This window comes from Streptomyces sp. NPDC000151 (genome assembly GCF_040301705.1).
In the GTDB taxonomy this organism is placed as follows: domain Bacteria; phylum Actinomycetota; class Actinomycetes; order Streptomycetales; family Streptomycetaceae; genus Streptomyces.
In genome coordinates this window covers 1-15,351 of the sequence record NZ_JBEPFC010000056.1, presented here as the reverse complement: position 1 = coordinate 15,351, position 15,351 = coordinate 1, and the positions used below count along the sequence as shown (strand labels likewise).

General features: G+C 72.7%; 12 protein-coding genes. 5 read left to right on the top strand and 7 right to left on the bottom strand.

Features of this window, described 5'->3' with window-relative positions:
- Positions 1-40 precede the first annotated feature (40 nt).
- Both ABT381_RS17715 and ABT381_RS17710 read right to left on the bottom strand, forming a co-directional pair.
- The gene (locus ABT381_RS17715; RefSeq protein WP_351594604.1) at positions 41-829 is read right to left on the bottom strand and encodes a YcnI family copper-binding membrane protein; all 789 of its coding nucleotides are present in this window, start codon (positions 827-829) and stop codon (positions 41-43) included.
- Between the two features lie 131 nt (positions 830-960).
- The gene (locus tag ABT381_RS17710) at positions 961-1,848 is read right to left on the bottom strand and encodes a hypothetical protein (RefSeq protein ID WP_351594601.1); all 888 of its coding nucleotides are present in this window, start codon (positions 1,846-1,848) and stop codon (positions 961-963) included.
- Between the two features lie 598 nt (positions 1,849-2,446).
- On the opposite strand from ABT381_RS17710, the gene ABT381_RS17705 reads away from it, so the two are divergent.
- The 3 genes from ABT381_RS17705 to ABT381_RS17695 all read left to right on the top strand — a co-directional run bounded on the left by ABT381_RS17705 (position 2,447) and on the right by ABT381_RS17695 (position 6,145).
- Positions 2,447-2,932, top strand: a complete 486-nt coding sequence (locus ABT381_RS17705) for an ATP-binding protein (RefSeq protein WP_351594598.1) — start codon at positions 2,447-2,449, stop codon at positions 2,930-2,932.
- A gap of 250 nt (positions 2,933-3,182) precedes the next feature.
- Positions 3,183-5,309 (top strand): tetratricopeptide repeat protein, encoded by a 2,127-nt coding sequence (locus tag ABT381_RS17700; RefSeq protein ID WP_351594665.1) that lies wholly within the window; start codon positions 3,183-3,185, stop codon positions 5,307-5,309.
- Between the two features lie 158 nt (positions 5,310-5,467).
- Positions 5,468-6,145 (top strand): TetR/AcrR family transcriptional regulator, encoded by a 678-nt coding sequence (locus tag ABT381_RS17695; RefSeq protein WP_351594595.1) that lies wholly within the window; start codon positions 5,468-5,470, stop codon positions 6,143-6,145.
- 64 nt (positions 6,146-6,209) lie between these two features.
- Here ABT381_RS17695 and ABT381_RS17690 read toward each other — a convergent pair whose 3' ends face one another.
- Together ABT381_RS17690 and ABT381_RS17685 are read right to left on the bottom strand one after the other, a co-directional pair.
- A complete protein-coding gene (locus ABT381_RS17690; RefSeq protein ID WP_351594592.1) occupies positions 6,210-7,712 on the bottom strand; it encodes an aminopeptidase P family protein in 1,503 nt (500 codons plus the stop codon).
- A gap of 257 nt (positions 7,713-7,969) precedes the next feature.
- Positions 7,970-9,562, bottom strand: a complete 1,593-nt coding sequence (locus ABT381_RS17685) for a PP2C family protein-serine/threonine phosphatase (protein ID WP_351594589.1) — start codon at positions 9,560-9,562, stop codon at positions 7,970-7,972.
- A 637-nt stretch (positions 9,563-10,199) separates the two neighbouring features.
- On the opposite strand from ABT381_RS17685, the gene ABT381_RS17680 reads away from it, so the two are divergent.
- Together ABT381_RS17680 and ABT381_RS17675 are read left to right on the top strand one after the other, a co-directional pair.
- On the top strand, positions 10,200-10,907 hold the full coding sequence (locus ABT381_RS17680; protein ID WP_351594587.1) for a bifunctional DNA primase/polymerase: 708 nt from the start codon (positions 10,200-10,202) through the stop codon (positions 10,905-10,907).
- Positions 10,908-11,240: 333 nt separating this feature from the next.
- Positions 11,241-11,978, top strand: a complete 738-nt coding sequence (locus ABT381_RS17675; RefSeq protein ID WP_351594585.1) for a hypothetical protein — start codon at positions 11,241-11,243, stop codon at positions 11,976-11,978.
- Positions 11,979-12,184: 206 nt separating this feature from the next.
- On the opposite strand, the gene ABT381_RS17670 is transcribed toward ABT381_RS17675, so the two are convergent.
- The 3 genes from ABT381_RS17670 to ABT381_RS17660 form a co-directional block, all read right to left on the bottom strand.
- Positions 12,185-13,153: a DUF5926 family protein gene (locus tag ABT381_RS17670; protein WP_351594582.1), complete on the bottom strand. Its 969-nt coding sequence runs from the start codon at positions 13,151-13,153 to the stop codon at positions 12,185-12,187.
- Positions 13,154-13,333: 180 nt separating this feature from the next.
- The gene (locus ABT381_RS17665; RefSeq protein ID WP_351594579.1) at positions 13,334-13,948 is read right to left on the bottom strand and encodes an ATP-binding protein; all 615 of its coding nucleotides are present in this window, start codon (positions 13,946-13,948) and stop codon (positions 13,334-13,336) included.
- A 111-nt stretch (positions 13,949-14,059) separates the two neighbouring features.
- A complete protein-coding gene (locus ABT381_RS17660) occupies positions 14,060-14,926 on the bottom strand; it encodes a glycerophosphodiester phosphodiesterase family protein (protein ID WP_351594576.1) in 867 nt (288 codons plus the stop codon).
- Positions 14,927-15,351 lie beyond the last annotated feature (425 nt).

Here is a 15,351-nt window from a genome sequence, read left to right as displayed (position 1 = left end):
CCGGTTCAGGTGGTGCGGCCGGTCAGGTGCTGCGGCCGGTTCAGGCGGTGCGGCGGCGGCCGGCGAAGATGCCGAAGCCGACACCGATGACGCCGACCACGATGCCGATCACGCCCAGCACGCGGGCGGTGTTGTCGGTGCCGCCGGCGGCGGCGGTCGTGCTGCTCTTCCCGGCGTCCGCGCCGTTCTTGGCGTCCTTGCCGTCCTTGGCGCCCGCGGTGTCCGTACCGCCACCCTGCTCGGCGGCGCCCGCGTCGACGAGCTTCAGGACCGGCGCGGGGTTCTCGGGCTCCGGCGCGCCCTCCTTCGCGGGCTCGATCCAGCGCACGACCTCCTTGTCGTCGTACGTCTGCAGCGCCTTGAAGACGAGCTGGTCGGCGTCCTCGGGGAGGGCGCCGACGGAGACCGGGAACTGCTGGAACTGGCCGGGCTCGATCTTGCCGCCGGTCCAGGTGATCTTGGTGACGGCCTCCGTGAGCTTCTCGCCGTGCGTCTCGATCGGCTTGTCGAGCTTGGTCTTGGTGACCTTCACGTCCCAGCCGGGCACCGGCTGCGGCATCGCGGACGCCAGCGGGTGGTCGGCGGGCAGGTCGACCTCCAGCTTCACGGTCGAGGCGTCGTCCTTCTCATTGGGGACCTTGAAGTTCACGGTCGCGTAGTCGCCCTTGGCGGCCTGTCCCGGCTGGATGGTGACGTGCGCGAACGCGGGGCCGGCGACCAGCAGGACAGCGCCCGCGGCGGCACCGCCCACGAGGGGGAGGCGGTGCAGCACGGTACGTCGGCGGGAGGGCGCGGCAGGCGCGTTGTCGGGCACGGTGGTGTTCGACATGGTGAGGGAGCTCCTCAAGGCAGGAGGTACAAGGGTTGACGGTCGGCGCGCATGCGGCGACGGCACGTCAGCCCGCCCCGGAACGCGTCCGGAGCCCCGTCCTGCGGGGTGTACGAGAGCTGCGCGTGTCGTCAGGCCGCGAGGGCGAAGTGGGGCGGTCCCCGCCTGACGACACTGTGCTGGAGCGCGAGCTCTTCGGGTCCGGCTTTGTCATGCCCGTACGAAGCGGAAGCGCGCGGCGTAGGGTTCGCGGCGCCCAGCAGCCCGGCGCACAGCGCGCGCACGAGGCGCAGCGCGGTACGCAGCGCGCCCAGCAACGCGGCCGTCGCGGCCTCCCGCGCGGCAGGCGCGGACAGCCGTACCAGCCGCCACAGCGCGGCCTCGCCGCGGCGCAGCAGCCAGCCGGCGGCCAGCGCCGCGAGCAGGTGCCCGAGCAGCATGGGCAGCGAGGGCAGCAGCCCGGCGAGGGAACCGAAGTCGAAGTGGTGCACGGCGGCGGACAGTCCGGAGTGGGCACCGGAGCCGGCGCCGCTAGCCGTAGCACCGTGCCCGGCCATGTCATGTCCGGCCGCGGCGTGCGCCGCGTGGGTGGCCGCGGCGGGGCCGATCCCGGCCCCGGCGAGCATCTGCCGCGCCTGCGCGGCGTCCAGCCGCCCGGTGCCGAACCCGCAGGTCATCTGGCGGGCGAGCCCGATCGCCGCGTGGTCGCTCAGGCCGCGTACGCCGTCGGCCGGCAGCTGTACGGCCATGCCGCGCTGTCCGGCCATGAAGAGCGCGTGCAGCGCGAGCTGTCCGAAGGCGAGGGCGACGGCGATGCCCGGCAGCGTGCGTTCGCGGCCGGCGAGGGGGGCTGCGACGGCCAGTACACCGACGCAGCCCGCGCCCAGCGTCCACAGCGGGACGGTGGCGCAGGAGCCGATCATGTGTCCCGCGGCGGCCAGCGCGACGCAGGCCGCGGTGAACACCGCGGCCCTGAGCAACCGCAGATCGGCCGCGGCGCGCCCCTCGGGAGTATGCATGGCGTCCGCCATCATCCCACTGCGCGTACCGGACGCCTACGGCAGGGCGGGCGGTCCCGGACAGCAGATACCGGGCGGGGTATGAGGGATCAGGTACCCGGCGGGGTATAGGGAAAGAGAGGCAAAGAGAGCGCGCGCGGCCGTCCAGAGGCCGTAGCCGCTTCCGGACATTCCGGCGGCCCGCCGGGTGGACGATCCGGCGGTGGCTACGGGCATCCAGACGGCGATGCCGCCCACGTATTCGAGCGGGTGTTCCCGACCGGCCACCCGCCGACAATCAGTAGAAAGTTGCAAACGGTCGTAGACGGACAGTAAGCGGTTTCAAACGGTCATCCGATGCGGGGTGCACATGCCCCGTGACCAGGGCGGTCGGCACGGCGGCGGCCCGTGTGCCCGGAGAACCCGCGGGAGATCGGCTGGAGTCCGGCTACCGCAATTGCAGGGGCGCGCGCAGGGGCGCGCCCACGGGCCTTTTACACCGGTACGCTCAATGGCCGCGTCCGCCGAATGGGCGGAGTCACGTCAAACCCACGCTTACCGACCATGGAGCGCGGCAATACGTATCGATATGTCGAGCCGCGGCCAGGAGGCTGGAGCGATGAGCATCTGGTGGTCCCTCCATCTTCGGCGGGAGGCAGCGAGCGTGCCGCTCGCGCGCCGGCTGCTGCTGGGGACGATGGAGACCGCGGGCGTCGACCCGGACGTCTGTTACGACCTTTCGCTCGCCCTCTCCGAAGCCTGCGCGAACGCGGTCGAGCACGGGGACGGCGCCGCCGAGGAGTACCGCGTCACGGCCTTCATCGACGGCGACACATGCCGCATCGAGGTGACGGACTCCGGCCCGGGATTCCAGGACCGGCCCACGGGCCCCGGGCCCCGCGACCGTTCGCCGCGGACGGAGCCCGCAGTGACCCGCCGCCACACCCCCGCCCCCGCCCAGGCCGAGCACGGACGGGGGCTCTTCTTGATCGAGGCCCTCACCGACCAGGTCCGGTACCGCAACCGGACGGGGCGCCGGGGCGCGGTGGTCAGCTTCGACAAGATCCTGAAGTGGCGCGAGGGCGCGCTGCTGCAGATGCCGTGACGTTTCGCCGGGCGCGGTGACGGCAGCCGCACGCGGCTTGCCGTAAAGCCCGTGAAGCCCTGACCAGGCATCCCGCAGTGATCTACGCTGAACTCCCGGGTACGGGGCGGGGGATGAACTCCCGCGTACGGGGCGGGGGGATGAACTCCCGCGTACACAACGGGAGCCGAACTCCCGTTCCGTGCAAGGCGGGAGGGGGAAACGGGTGAACGGCGAGCATCCCGTGGGCGGCGGCAACGACGTCCGGGCCATGGGCCAGGGCCGGGTCTACCAGGCGTCCGGCGACCAGCACATCATCGAGCACCACCACCATGGCTCCGAGGGCGGCGGTCCCGGCGGCGGGGGTGCGTGGTCCGGTCTGGACTCGGTCCGCTGGCCCTCCGTGGGCCGCGCGCCCACCGTGCTGCGCGACCGCACCGAACTGATGGACCGCCTGCGGTCCGCGGTCGGCTCCGACGCGGGTGGCCAGGTCTATGTCCTGCACGGCCTCGGCGGCTGCGGCAAGACGGCCGTCGCGTACACCCTCTTCCAGTACGCGACGTCCGAGGCGGGCCGCGTCGGCCTCTGGGTGAACGCCTCCGACACGGCGTCCCTCCGCGCGGGCATGCTCGCGGTGGCCGCGGACCGCGGCGCGGGCGACGGCGAACTGACGGCGGCCCGCAGCGGTCTGCGCGCGGCAGCCGACCTGGTCTGGGACCACCTCGACCGCTCCGACCGCCCATGGCTCCTGGTCCTCGACAACGCGGACGACCCCGCGGTCCTCCGCGACGGCGGCTGGCTCCGCACAAGCCCCCGCGGCACGGTCCTGGTCACCACCCGCCAGGCGGCCCGCCACTGGTGGCCGGGCGCGGAGCTGCTGCAACTGGGCGTACTGCCACGGGAGGACGCGGCACGGGTCCTGTGCGATCTGGCACCGGAGGCGGGCACGCTGGAAGAGGCCGAGGCCGTCGCCGAACGCCTCGGCCGGCTCCCTCTGGCCCTCACCCTGGCAGGCGGCTTCCTCGCCCACCAGGTCATCGACCCCTGGACGATGGCCCAGTACGGCCGCAATCTGGACGGCGGCGAGGGCGTGGACCCGATAGAGCTGCTGGACCAGGGGGCCGAGGCCGGGGGCGGTGACTCGCGTCATCTGGTGAGCAGCACCTGGCAGTTCTCCCTCAACGCCCTGGTGAGACAGGGTCTCCCCGAAGCCGTCACCCTGCTCCGGCTCCTGTCGTGCTGGGCGGGCGACCCGCTGCCCCTGTCCCTGCTGTCCGGGATCGACATGGGGGACGAACTCCCGGCGCGCCGCGTCGAGCTTGCCCTTCGGGGGCTGCTCGATCAGTCGCTGTCGGAGCTCGTTCCCGGGACGCTGCGCTGTCTTCGTAGCCATGGGGTGCTGCTCGACAGTGTGTGGCGGGACACGGCTCCCGGGCAGCGAGAAGAGCTGGCCGTAGCGGCAGCCCGGCAGCTGCTCGCGGTGCTTCCGGAGGCACCGCAGCGCGGCGATGTCGATCCCCGTACGAGCCTGCTCGCACCGCATGCGCTGGGATTGCTCCGACGGGTCGTCGGACAGCCCGGTGTGGGGCGCTCGACCGTGCAGACGGTCGCCGAGTCGTTGTTGCGCCTGGTGGTGGCCTTGCACCGGGCCGGCGACTACGCCCCCGCGCTGACCGTGGCGCAGACCGCGGTAGAGCTGGGGGCACTGCGGCTGGGCAGGGACGACCCCGCGGTCCTGCGGCTCCGGCAGCGCGTGGGGCGGGCCTTGTTCCGGCTCGGCAGGTTCGAAGAGGCGGAAACGGTGCACCGCGAGGCACTGGCGGATTGCGAGCGCCAAGGGCTCGATGCGGAGGTCTGGGAAAGCTGTCTCGGACTGTCGCGAGTCCTGTGCCAGAAGGGCGAACTGTCCGAGGGGGACGCATTGGTGCGGCGCGCCGTGGAGGGCCGTACAGCAGCACTCGGCCCGGACCACGCCTTGACACTCCGGGCAAGAACGGACCTGATCGAGATCCACGACGACACGCGGCTGGAGCAGGACACGAGAGCAGGAGCGGAACTGGTCGTGGACTGTGAACGAGCCTTCGGGCCACGTCACCAGATCACCCTGTTCGCGAAGCAGAGTTACGCACTCGTCCTGTTCTTCGCTGGGAGGGCGGCCGATGCCCTCCCGCTCGCCCGTGAGGTGTTCGCCGCGTACGAGAGCTCCTTCGAGCCGACGTACCAGATCACGCTGTCGGCCAGGACCCTCCTGGCCAGGGTCCTCGCCGCGCTCGGCGAACGAGCCGAGGCGATCGAGCAGGCGCAGGCGGTGGTCGAGGGACAGGCACGCTCGCTCGGTCCTCTGCACCCCTGGACGTTGGAGTCGGGCGAGCGGCTTGCGCAGTTCAGGACCATGTAACGCGCAAGCGCCCCAGGCGCGCCCCCATGCCGAGTCCCCCGTGCTCGGCGTCCCCCGGTGGGCGCGCCTCAGGGCGCAGCCGCTAACGCGAGGTGACTCGCGTTAGAGGTCTGGACAATACTTGTTGTGATCGATCGCTGGCAATCCGGAGTGCCTTCATGAGCACAGCGCAGCACCCCCCGGGCCGGTCCCGCCCCGGGGGCCGCACCGCACGTACGCGTACCGCCGTGCTCGCCGCCGTCTTCGACGAGCTGGGGGACAAGGGGTTCGCCGCGCTGTCGATGGAGCGCGTCGCGCAGCGGTCGGGCGTGCACCAGGCGACGATCTACCGGCGCTGGCGCACCGTGGAGGGCCTGGTCTGCGCGCTGCTGACCGAGCGCAGCGGGAGCAACCCGGTGCCCGACACCGGCTCGCTCTGCGGCGACCTGCGCGCGCTGGCCCGCGGCATCGCCGAGTTCTACGAGGACGCGCGCAACCGGGCGATGATCGAAGCGGTGGTCTCCGCCGCGGCCCGCGACCCGCGGGCGGAGGAAACGCTGCGGAAGTTCTTCGACGACCGGCTGGGCGTGGCGGGCGTCCTGGCGCGGCGCGCGGTGGACCGCGGTGAGCTGCCGCCCGGTACGGACGCGGAGGCGGTCGTCGGCGCCCTCGGCGCGCCGTTCTACTACCGGATGCTGATCGTGCGCCGGCCGGTGGACCTGGAGCTCGTGGAGTCGGCCACGCTCGCGACATACGCGGCGGCCAAGGCGGGCGCGTACGTCCGTACCGGAGAAGCGCAGGCCCGGGCGCAAGTACAAGCACAACGGGTGGGCGTTCCTGGGAACGCCCACCCGTAAGTGCGTCAGCCGACTGCCTGCCGGCCGTCGGCGCGGATCAGCCCTTCACGCGCGCCACCGAAGGTCAGCCCTTCACGCGCGCCATCCACGCCTCGACCTCGTCCGAGCGGCGCGGGAGGGCCGCCGAAAGGTTTCGGTTGCCGTCCGCGGTGACGAGGATGTCGTCCTCGATGCGGATGCCGATACCGCGGTACTCCTCCGGCACGGTCAGGTCGTCGGCCTGGAAGTACAGCCCCGGCTCGACGGTCAGGACCATGCCCGGCTCCAGCGTGCCGTTCACGTACGCCTCGGTGCGCGCTGCCGCGCAGTCGTGGACGTCCAGGCCGAGCATGTGGCCCGTGCCGTGCAGGGTCCAGCGGCGCTGCAGGCCCAGCTCCAGTACGCGCTCGACCGGGCCCTCGACCAGGCCCCACGCCACGAGGTGCTCGGTGAGCACGCGCTGCGCGGCGTCGTGGAAGTCGCGGAAGCCCGCGCCCGGCTTCACCGCCGCGATGCCCGCCTCCTGCGCCGCGTACACCGCGTCGTAGATCTTGCGCTGGAGGTCCGAGTAACGGCCGTTGATCGGCAGCGTGCGGGTGACGTCCGCGGTGTAGAGGGACGTCGTCTCCACACCGGCGTCGAGCAGGAGCAGGTCGCCGGAGCGGACCTCGCCGTTGTTGCGTACCCAGTGCAGGGTGCAGGCGTGCGGGCCCGCGGCGCAGATCGAGCCGTAGCCGACGTCGTTGCCCTCGACGCGGGCGCGGAGGAAGAACGTTCCCTCGATGTAGCGTTCGCTGGTCGCCTCGGCCTTGTCCAGGACCTTCACGACGTCCTCGAAGCCGCGGACCGTGGAGTCGACGGCCTTCTGCAGCTCGCCGATCTCGAAGTCGTCCTTGATCACGCGGGCTTCGGAGAGGTACACGCGCAGCTCTTCGTCGCGCTCGGCGGTGACCTTGTCGGTCAGCGCCGCCTCGATGCCGGCGTCGTGACCGCGCACGACGCGGACCGGACCGGTGGCCTCCTTGAGCGCGTCGGCCAGCTCCCGCACGTCCTTGCAGGGCATGCCGTACAGCAGCTCGGCCTCGGTGAGGCTGTGCCGGCGGCCGACCCACAGCTCGCCCATGCCGTTCAGCCAGAACTCGCCGTTCTCGCGGTCGGAGCGGGGCAGGCGGTACAGCGTCGCGTCGTGCCCGTCCGCTCCGTCCGCTCCGTCCGCGCCGTCGGCTGCGTCCGCTCCGTCCGTACGCGGCTCCAGGACGAGGACGCTGTCGTCGGTCTGGTCACCGGTGAGGTAGACGTACTCGGTCGCGGCACGGAAGTCGTACTCGGTGTCGTTGGAGCGCGTCTTGAGATTGCCCGCGGGGATCACCAGGCGCTCGCCGGGGAACCGGCGGGAGAGCGCGGCGCGCCGCTCGGCGGCGTTCGCGGCCTGCTCGATGGGCTTGAGGTCGCGCAGTTCCGTGTCGGCCCAGCCGGACTTCATGTTCTCGGCGAGCTCGTCGGAAACGCCCGGGTAAAGGCCGTTCTTGCGCTGCTTGATCGGCTGCTCGTCCTCGTCCGGGGTTTCCGGAGTGAGCTCGTCGGCCACGGTGCCTCCTCGTCATTATGGGACGCATTCCATCGTATGTGCGGAAGGAAGGCGGTCCAGAGGCGGGAAGCTGTGACCTGTCAGGCACTCCGGCCCGGGGCCGGGTGACCTCCGGCCCGGCGCGTGCCTACGGGGGCGGGGCCTCGGCCCGGCGCGTGCCTGCCTACGGGGCCAGGCCTCGGTCCGGCGGCGCGCCCACAGGGGCCGGCAGCGCGCCCACAGGGCCCGGACCTCGCCCCGCCCACCTGCCCACCGGCTCACCCCTCGAAGCGGACCGCCAGCAGTACCACGTCCTCCGGCGAGCTCTCGTCCGTCAGCCCCTGGGGCAGCAGCGCGCGGACGAGGTGGTCGACGAGGGCCTCCGGGTCCTGGCGTACGGATTTGGGCAGGGCGGCCGCCGCGGCGTGCAGCCGGGAGAAGGCGCGGTCCACCGGCTCCCCGGTGCGGTGCAGCAGCCCGTCGCTGTACAGGAGAAGGGTTTCTCCGGGGAGCGGTTCGAACTCCACGCTCGGCGCCTCCCAGCACGCGAGCATGCCCAGCGGCGCGGACAGCGAGGTCTCCACGAACTCCGTGCGGTGCTCGCCGATGATCAGCGGCGGGCAGTGGCCCGCCCCGGCCAGCACGATCTTGTGGGCCGGCGGCCCGCCGAGCGGGTCGGCCACCGGCGGCTCGGCGAACGCGAACAGCGCCGTCGCGCTGCGCGCCGGCTCGGTCAGCCGCAGCAGCAGTTCGAGGTCGGAGAGGACCGCGACCGGGTCCTCGCCCTCCATGACCGCGTACGCGCGCAGCGAGGCCCGCAGCCGCCCCATGGCGGCGACCGCGCTCGGCCCGGAGCCGGTGACGGAGCCGACGGACAGGCTCAGCGCGCCGTCCGGGAGCGGCAGCGCGTCGTACCAGTCGCCGCCGCCGTACGGCCCGGCGGCGTGCCGTACGGCGAGCCGCACGCCGGGCGCCCGCGGCAGCCGGGCGGGCAGCAGCTCGGCGCGCAGGGTCTGCTCGGCGTGGCGCCGGCGGTGCAGTTCGATGAGGCGGGAGACGTGCCGGGTGGCGTAGGCGCGGTACAGGCCGAGCAGGCGGCGCCCGCGCTCGCTGGGCTCGGCGGGCTCGTCGTAGAGCCAGACCACGGCCCCGAGGGGACGGCCGGCTCGCTCGGTCCCTTGGGGGCCGTCGGCCGGCGGGTCGGTGATCAGCGGTACCGCGTAGCTCGCCGCATACCCGAGGCGGGCGGCGACCTCGCGCAACCGGGGGTCGAGGCCGGGCTCGCCGGCGAGGTCGGGCTGCGCGAGCTCGGCGGGGACACCGGTACTCCCACCGGTACTCCCACCGGGCGGCGGCTGCCCGGCGACGTCCGCGCCCGCTTCCGCGCCCGCGCCCGGACCCGCTTCCGTGCCCGCGCACGCGCCCGCTTCCGCGCCCCCACTCCCGTCCCTGCCTCCGCCCCCCTCCGGAGCCGTCCGCAGCCCGTCCAGGATGCGGCCCAGCGGCATCGCGCGGCGCGGGACGGTCTCGAGGTGGCCGATGTCCGCGGGGCCGAGGCCCAGGCCGACGGTGGTCTCGGGGCCGAGGCCGTCGGGCGGTTCGAGGGTGACCAGGCCGCGGCGGGCGCCGACGAGGGCGGCACCGGCCCGCAGCAGTTCGTGGAGCGCCGCCTCCAGGGTGTCCGTACGGGCCAGCCGACCGGTGAGGTCGTGGAGGGCGGTGAGGTCGGAGGCACGGGCGGCCAGCCGCTCATGGGCGGCGGCGAGTTGAGCGAACGGACGGGTCTCCGGGGTGGCGGGGGCCGCAGTGTGCGCCGGGGCCGGAAGAGTGGGTTCGATTCCGGCCACTTTCGGGACGTGGGGGGTTGTCATGGCCGGCGGCTTACGTCGACCCGGACGTCATCCGAGGTGGAGGCGTCGTCCGGGGAGGTTCGCGGTGGTTTTGTGCGAGCAATTGTCTGATTTGCCCGCCAGATGTTTACGCTCAATAGCATCGCAAACCCCCATGTCATGCTGCTCCGCTATCAATGGGATCCACATGTACACGCACCGTTGTTGCGTGTCCAGCATTGCCCTGGTGAGGATTATGGTGTCAGTGTGGCGAACAGGTTGGCCGAAAAATAGCCCCTGGAAGGTCAATTTGCGGTCGACTGACGGCGATCAACAGCGCGTCATCTCCACCATGGGGGTACGTACTCGGATAGGTGCGGGGCCAGTTGGGGCCGTGCCGGAACTCTCCGAAGGGCGCGGGCGTCTTACGCGGTGACGACCGGGCCGCACCCCCACGTGGCGGGATTGCACCACAGGACAGCAAGCGCCATGCGCGCGCCACCCCCCGCCATGTTCCACGCTCGGCGTACGGCGTGATGCGCTGTCTTGTACGCGCAGTGACGACTGATCCACGTGGTGTGATCCGCGCCCGACGCGGCGGCGCACCGTACAGCGGCATGAACCGGCATGTAGTGCGATGGACATGGCCCTCGGCGTTTACGGAAAGGAACGAGCGCTCATGCGCGAGATCCTCGGAAGGCGACGCAAGTTCCAGTTCCGGCGCGGCGGACGGTCGGCACTGCTCGGCGCGGCGCTCCAGTGCGCCACCGAGTGGGGCTGGCCCGTGCTCCCCGGCGTCGGACTGCGTTCGGGCGGCAAGGCCGCCCGCGGTGCACAGCAGCAGCGGCCCTGCGGCTGCCCCGACCCGGACTGTGCGGTGCCCGGAGCACATCCCTTCGACCCCGGCCTGCTGGCCGCCACGACCGACGCGCGAATGGTGCGCTGGTGGTGGACGAACCGCCCGGACGCGCCGGTCGTACTGGCCACGGGCGGCAAGGCGCCGTGCGCCGTGAGCCTGCCGGCCGTGGCGGGCGCGCGGGCGCTCGCCGAGCTGGACCGTACGGGCGTGGCGGTCGGCCCGGTCGTGGCGACCCCGACCCGCTGGACGCTCCTGGTCGCGCCGTACTCCCTGCCCGAGCTGGGCGAATTGCTGTACGCGCAGGACCTGGTGCCCAGCTCGCTGCGTTTCCACGGAGAGGGCGGCTACATCGTCCTGCCGCCGTCGCAGACCGGCGCGGGCAAGGTGCGCTGGGAGCGCCCGCCGGCCGCGCGTGCCTCGGCAGCGCGCTCCGGCGCACCCTGGCTCCCGGACGTCGCCACGGTGGTGGACGCGCTGGTGGAGGCGAGCGCCGGCGCGCCGGGCGGCGGCAGCAGGCTCGCGTACTGACCGCACTCCCGCTCCCACACCCACACCCCCCACAGAACCGTTTCAGTCGCCCCGGCATCGCCCCCTCGTACCCCGCACGGATGTCACGGCGCGCGGAAGATTCACTCGTACGGGTGTGAGCGAGGCGTCCATTCTCGGGAAACGGGTGCGAGGCCCCCGAGAGGGCGCCCCGTCCTCGATATGTTCGGCCCACCGTCCAGCCGTTCGGGGTGCCCGGCGGCCCTCCACGTGCGTGGCGGAGGCCCACCGGACCTCCCGGAGGCGTATCCAGAGCCCGTGCGCGGTCCCCGGTCACCGGGGCGGCCCGCGCGCTCTCAACCGCAGGTGGGTCCCATGGTTCGCGAGTCGAACGTCCGCATGATCGCGCTCGCGAGCACCATCGCGCTCGCCCTCACCCTGCCGCTGGCCGCCGCCATCGCCGGCCCCTCGGGGCCCGGCGAACCGGCGCCCGGGGCGAAGCCGTCCGCGTCGTCGCAATCCGGCGGCGAGACCGCCGGCCGGCCTGCCGGGCAGGCCACCGCCGGGCGGGCCGCTGAACTGCCGCCGGGCACTCCCCGGGGCTCGGCGCAGGACGCCCCGCTGCCCGGCCGTCACGGGCCCGCGCAGGACGGCGCCCGGCACAGCGCCATGGCGGGGAACGCCGCGGCGCGGGCCGGCGACAAGCCCGATGCCCTGCTGAGGGACCTCGGGCTCGGATTCGGCGGGGGCGCGGGCGACGGCCGCACGGCCCGCTGCGGCCCCGAACTCTCCTCGCCGCACGGCATCCGTGCGCAGACCTGTGTGGTGGCCGAGGACGGCCGCACGAGGGGCGTCCTGTACTACCGCAACACCTCGGGCGTCCCGCTGCGCGCGGTGCTGACCCTGATGCGGCCGGACGGCCGGACCGTACAGACGCACTGCGCGCTGCCGGCGGCGGACGAGCCCGGTACGTGCGCGACGCCGTCCGGGGCGACGGTACGGGGGAGCGCGCCGTACGCGGCGGTCGCGGAGGTCGCGGACGTACAAAGTGATCGGCTGCTGCTGCGGGCGGGGAGCAACTCCGCGCCGCCCGAGGCGGATTCGGCCCGCTGAGCGAGTCCGGTCCGAAGCCGGACCGGGTCCGGACATGGAAGCGCCCGGTCGCTGGCGACGGGGGATGCACCAGCGACCGGGCTCCTAGAACGGTAACAAGAGATCGGCCGTTCGCAAATTCGATCGCGGAATTCCGGACGCTGTTTTACCGGCGGGTACGGCCGGTGTGACCGGAGTCACCGCAAACGTTTCAGGCGCGGTTACTGTCAGCTCAGCGTCACCTGACGGTTGGTGAGCCCGCCGCGCGCCCGGCGCTCGGCCGGCGTGAGGGGCGCGTCCGTGGCGAGCGCCTCCGCCAGCCGCTCGCCGAACTCCGTGGCCGGCTTGGTGATCTCCTCGGCGGTCAGGTCCGTCGGCAGGTCCCAGACCGGTACGACCAGGCCGTGCGCCCGGAACGAACCGACCAGCCGGGTGCCCTCGCCCAGCGAGGAGGCGTCCGCGGCGTGCAGCCGGGCGAGCGCGTCCAGCAGCTGCTCCTCGGGGTGGTCCATCACCCAGCGCAGGTGGTTCTTCTCGCCCGCGTCGCACCAGTACGCGCCCGTGAGGCCGGCCAGGCGGGCGGTGGGGAGGGCGGCCGCGTTGGCCCGCTCCAGGGAAGCGGCGACCTCGCCCGTGGCGTTCTCGGCGTTCTCGATCCAGAACTCGAAGCCGCTGTGCACGGTGGGCTCGAAGGCCGCGTCCCGGTCCAGCAGGTCCTGCAGGCGCGGGCCGTCGGCGGGGGCCCGGCCCGCCGCGACCGGGGTGCCCGGCTCGGCGGCCAGCGCGCGCTGGAGGGTGTCGGCGAGGTCGCGGCTGAGGTCGCCGGACGCGGTGTCGTTCTGCAGGCCGAGCAGTACCGAACCGTCGTCGCGGCGCAGCGCGGGCCAGGCCATCGGCAGTACGGTCGCCAGCGTCACCGAGGGAACGCCCTCGGGCAGGCCGTCCTTCAGGGCCAGCTCGGCGGTGGCGGCCGGCACGAGCTCGCGCAGCGCCACCCAGTCGCACTCGCCCGGCAGGCCCTCGAAGGGGCGCTGCACCAGCTCGGTCACCGCGTGCGCCGCGGCCCGTCCGTGGCATGCCTTGTAACGGCGGCCGGACCCGCAGGGGCAGGGCTCGCGGGCGCCGACGACCGGCACCTCGCCGTCCGTGATCTGCGGGGTGACGGCCTTGGTCTGGGGACGGCGCTTCTTGCCCATGGCGAGGGGTTCTCCTGGTCGTTCCGACGCGTGTCGGCGCGAGCCTAGGGCATGTGCCGCGTCCTGGCCCGGCCTTGGTGTCGGCGCCGACCCGGCCCCGGGACCCGGCGTCGGCCATGGCCCCAGCGTGCCGCGCACGCGCCGCGCGCACGGCGCGCCAAGCGCCGCTCATGCGCGGCGCTACGCCGGCTCGTCCAGATCCGCCAGGGCCTTCGTCAGCTCGGCCGGGAGGCCTGCCGCGAGATCCATACGGGTCGCGAAGGCGTCGTGCAGCGACAGCGTCGCCCACACCGTGACCTCGCCGTGCCCGTCCCGTACGCCCCAGTCCTTGGCGAGCGAGCGGATGATGGCCAGTCCCCGGCCGCCGCGCGCGGTGACCGAGGGAGTGGCTGGAAGTGGTCGGGTCGGGCCACCGCCGTCGGTGACCGAAACGGTCAACTGGCCTCGCGCGTCGATGCGCCAGGCGGCCCGCACCGCATTGCCTTCGCCATCCGGTGAGCCGTCCGCGCATATCGGACGCGCGTGTCTGCAGGAATTGCTGAGCAGTTCGGAAAGAATGAGTACGGCGTCGTCGACGACCGTGTCCTGAACTCCACTTGTCAGCAGCTCATCGCGCATACGCCGCCTGGCCGAGCCCACGCCCGCAGGACCATGGGGTACGGCCATGGTCGACGACGTCGGCACCTCCTGTGCCACCACCAACGCCACCCCCGAGACCTCCTTTGCCCCACGCCACGGGATGAATGCCCCATTGGGATGGACCGGAAACCGGCCAATCCGTGTCCGGTGACGCACTCGGGACGATCAGCCACGGTCTGAATGCGCCGGTGCACTCCCTGTGAACAATGAGCGGCCGACGTGTCCGCTCAGGGATTTCCCGGACCGCCGTTTATCAGTTGTCGTCCCTTACGTCAGATACAGCAGATTCCTCACCTGCTTGGGGCGATTCGTAATGATTGCGTCCACTCCCAGCTCGCGGCAGAGGGCGACATCCGCCTCCTCGTTCACGGTCCACACATGCACCTCGTGCCCCGCGTGGTGCGCCTTGGCCACGTAATCGGGGTGCGCGCGCAGTATCCGGATGCTGGGCCCGGCGATCCGCACCCCCGGAGGCAGCCGTCCTTCCCGGTGCCGGGGGGTGATGAACTGCATGAGGTACACGGCGGGCACGGCCGGGGCCGCGGCCCGTACGCGCTGCAGGGAGCGGGCCGAGAAGCTCATGACGCGGACGGCCGACGGCGTGCCGGACGGCGGCTTGGTGTGCCCGAACCGCTCCAGCAGCTCGACCAGCCGCTCCTCGACCTGGCCGGCCCAGCGCGTCGGGTGCTTGGTCTCGATGGCCAGCTCCACCCGGCGGTCGGCGTCGGCGACCAGCTCCAGCAGCCGCTCCAGGGTCAGTACGGACGTACGCTCGGTATCGCCCGCGGCTTCGTGGTCGCTGCCCTGCTCCGGGTGGCGGCCGTCGGGCGCCTCGCCGGCCGCGTCGTCCTTCCAGGAGCCGAAGTCCAGCGCGGCCAGATCGGACAGCTCCAGGGCGGAGACGGCGCCGCGTCCGTTGGAGGTGCGGTTGATCCGGCGGTCGTGCACGCACACGAGGTGGCCGTCGGCGGTCAGCCGGACGTCGCACTCCAGGGCGTCAGCGCCGTCCTCGATGGCTTTGCGGTACGCGGCCAGCGTGTGTTCCGGGGCGTCCTCGGAGGCCCCGCGGTGTGCGACGACGGAAATGGCGGGCGAGTCGGGGTGGACACCTTGTACCGAGCGCGCAGTGGTCACCGAGTTATCGTGCCATCGCGCGGTGACGGGCCGTCGGGTCGGCACCTGAAGCATTGCCAGGAGATGCGCTGAGCATTACCAGGAGGTGCGCCGCAAATGTCCGGGATAAAGGATGAAGGCAAGGACACAGCCTCGGCTTACGGTGCCCTGACGCCCCGTGGGAAAGGCTTGAACCGGACACTCCCGTATAACGTCACGCCGACATGTCACCGTCAAGCCGATACGCCACGCATCGCTCGAACATGCCGGCCCCGTCATCGGGCCGGAATGGTCAGGAAGCTGAGGAGAGAGCTGTGAGCACCGAGAACGAGGGCGCCGCCGTCCCGCCGGAGGCGGAGCCGCAGGCACCCGCCGGGGCCCAGGGGTCGGCCGCGCCTGCGTCCGGCGCGCAGGCTCCGCACACGCCCCAGGAGTCGGCCGCGCCT

What these genes read in the sequence shown, in the direction of transcription:
- ABT381_RS17715 (WP_351594604.1), bottom strand. Translation starts at nt 829, where the DNA reads ATGTCGAACACCACCGTGCCCGACAACGCGCCTGCCGCGCCCTCCCGC.
- ABT381_RS17710 (WP_351594601.1), bottom strand. Translation starts at nt 1,848, where the DNA reads ATGCATACTCCCGAGGGGCGCGCCGCGGCCGATCTGCGGTTGCTCAGG.
- ABT381_RS17705 (WP_351594598.1), top strand. Translation starts at nt 2,447, where the DNA reads ATGAGCATCTGGTGGTCCCTCCATCTTCGGCGGGAGGCAGCGAGCGTG.
- ABT381_RS17700 (WP_351594665.1), top strand. Translation starts at nt 3,183, where the DNA reads ATGGGCCAGGGCCGGGTCTACCAGGCGTCCGGCGACCAGCACATCATC.
- ABT381_RS17695 (WP_351594595.1), top strand. Translation starts at nt 5,468, where the DNA reads ATGAGCACAGCGCAGCACCCCCCGGGCCGGTCCCGCCCCGGGGGCCGC.
- ABT381_RS17685 (WP_351594589.1), bottom strand. Translation starts at nt 9,562, where the DNA reads ATGACAACCCCCCACGTCCCGAAAGTGGCCGGAATCGAACCCACTCTT.
- ABT381_RS17680 (WP_351594587.1), top strand. Translation starts at nt 10,200, where the DNA reads ATGCGCGAGATCCTCGGAAGGCGACGCAAGTTCCAGTTCCGGCGCGGC.
- ABT381_RS17675 (WP_351594585.1), top strand. Translation starts at nt 11,241, where the DNA reads ATGGTTCGCGAGTCGAACGTCCGCATGATCGCGCTCGCGAGCACCATC.
- ABT381_RS17670 (WP_351594582.1), bottom strand. Translation starts at nt 13,153, where the DNA reads ATGGGCAAGAAGCGCCGTCCCCAGACCAAGGCCGTCACCCCGCAGATC.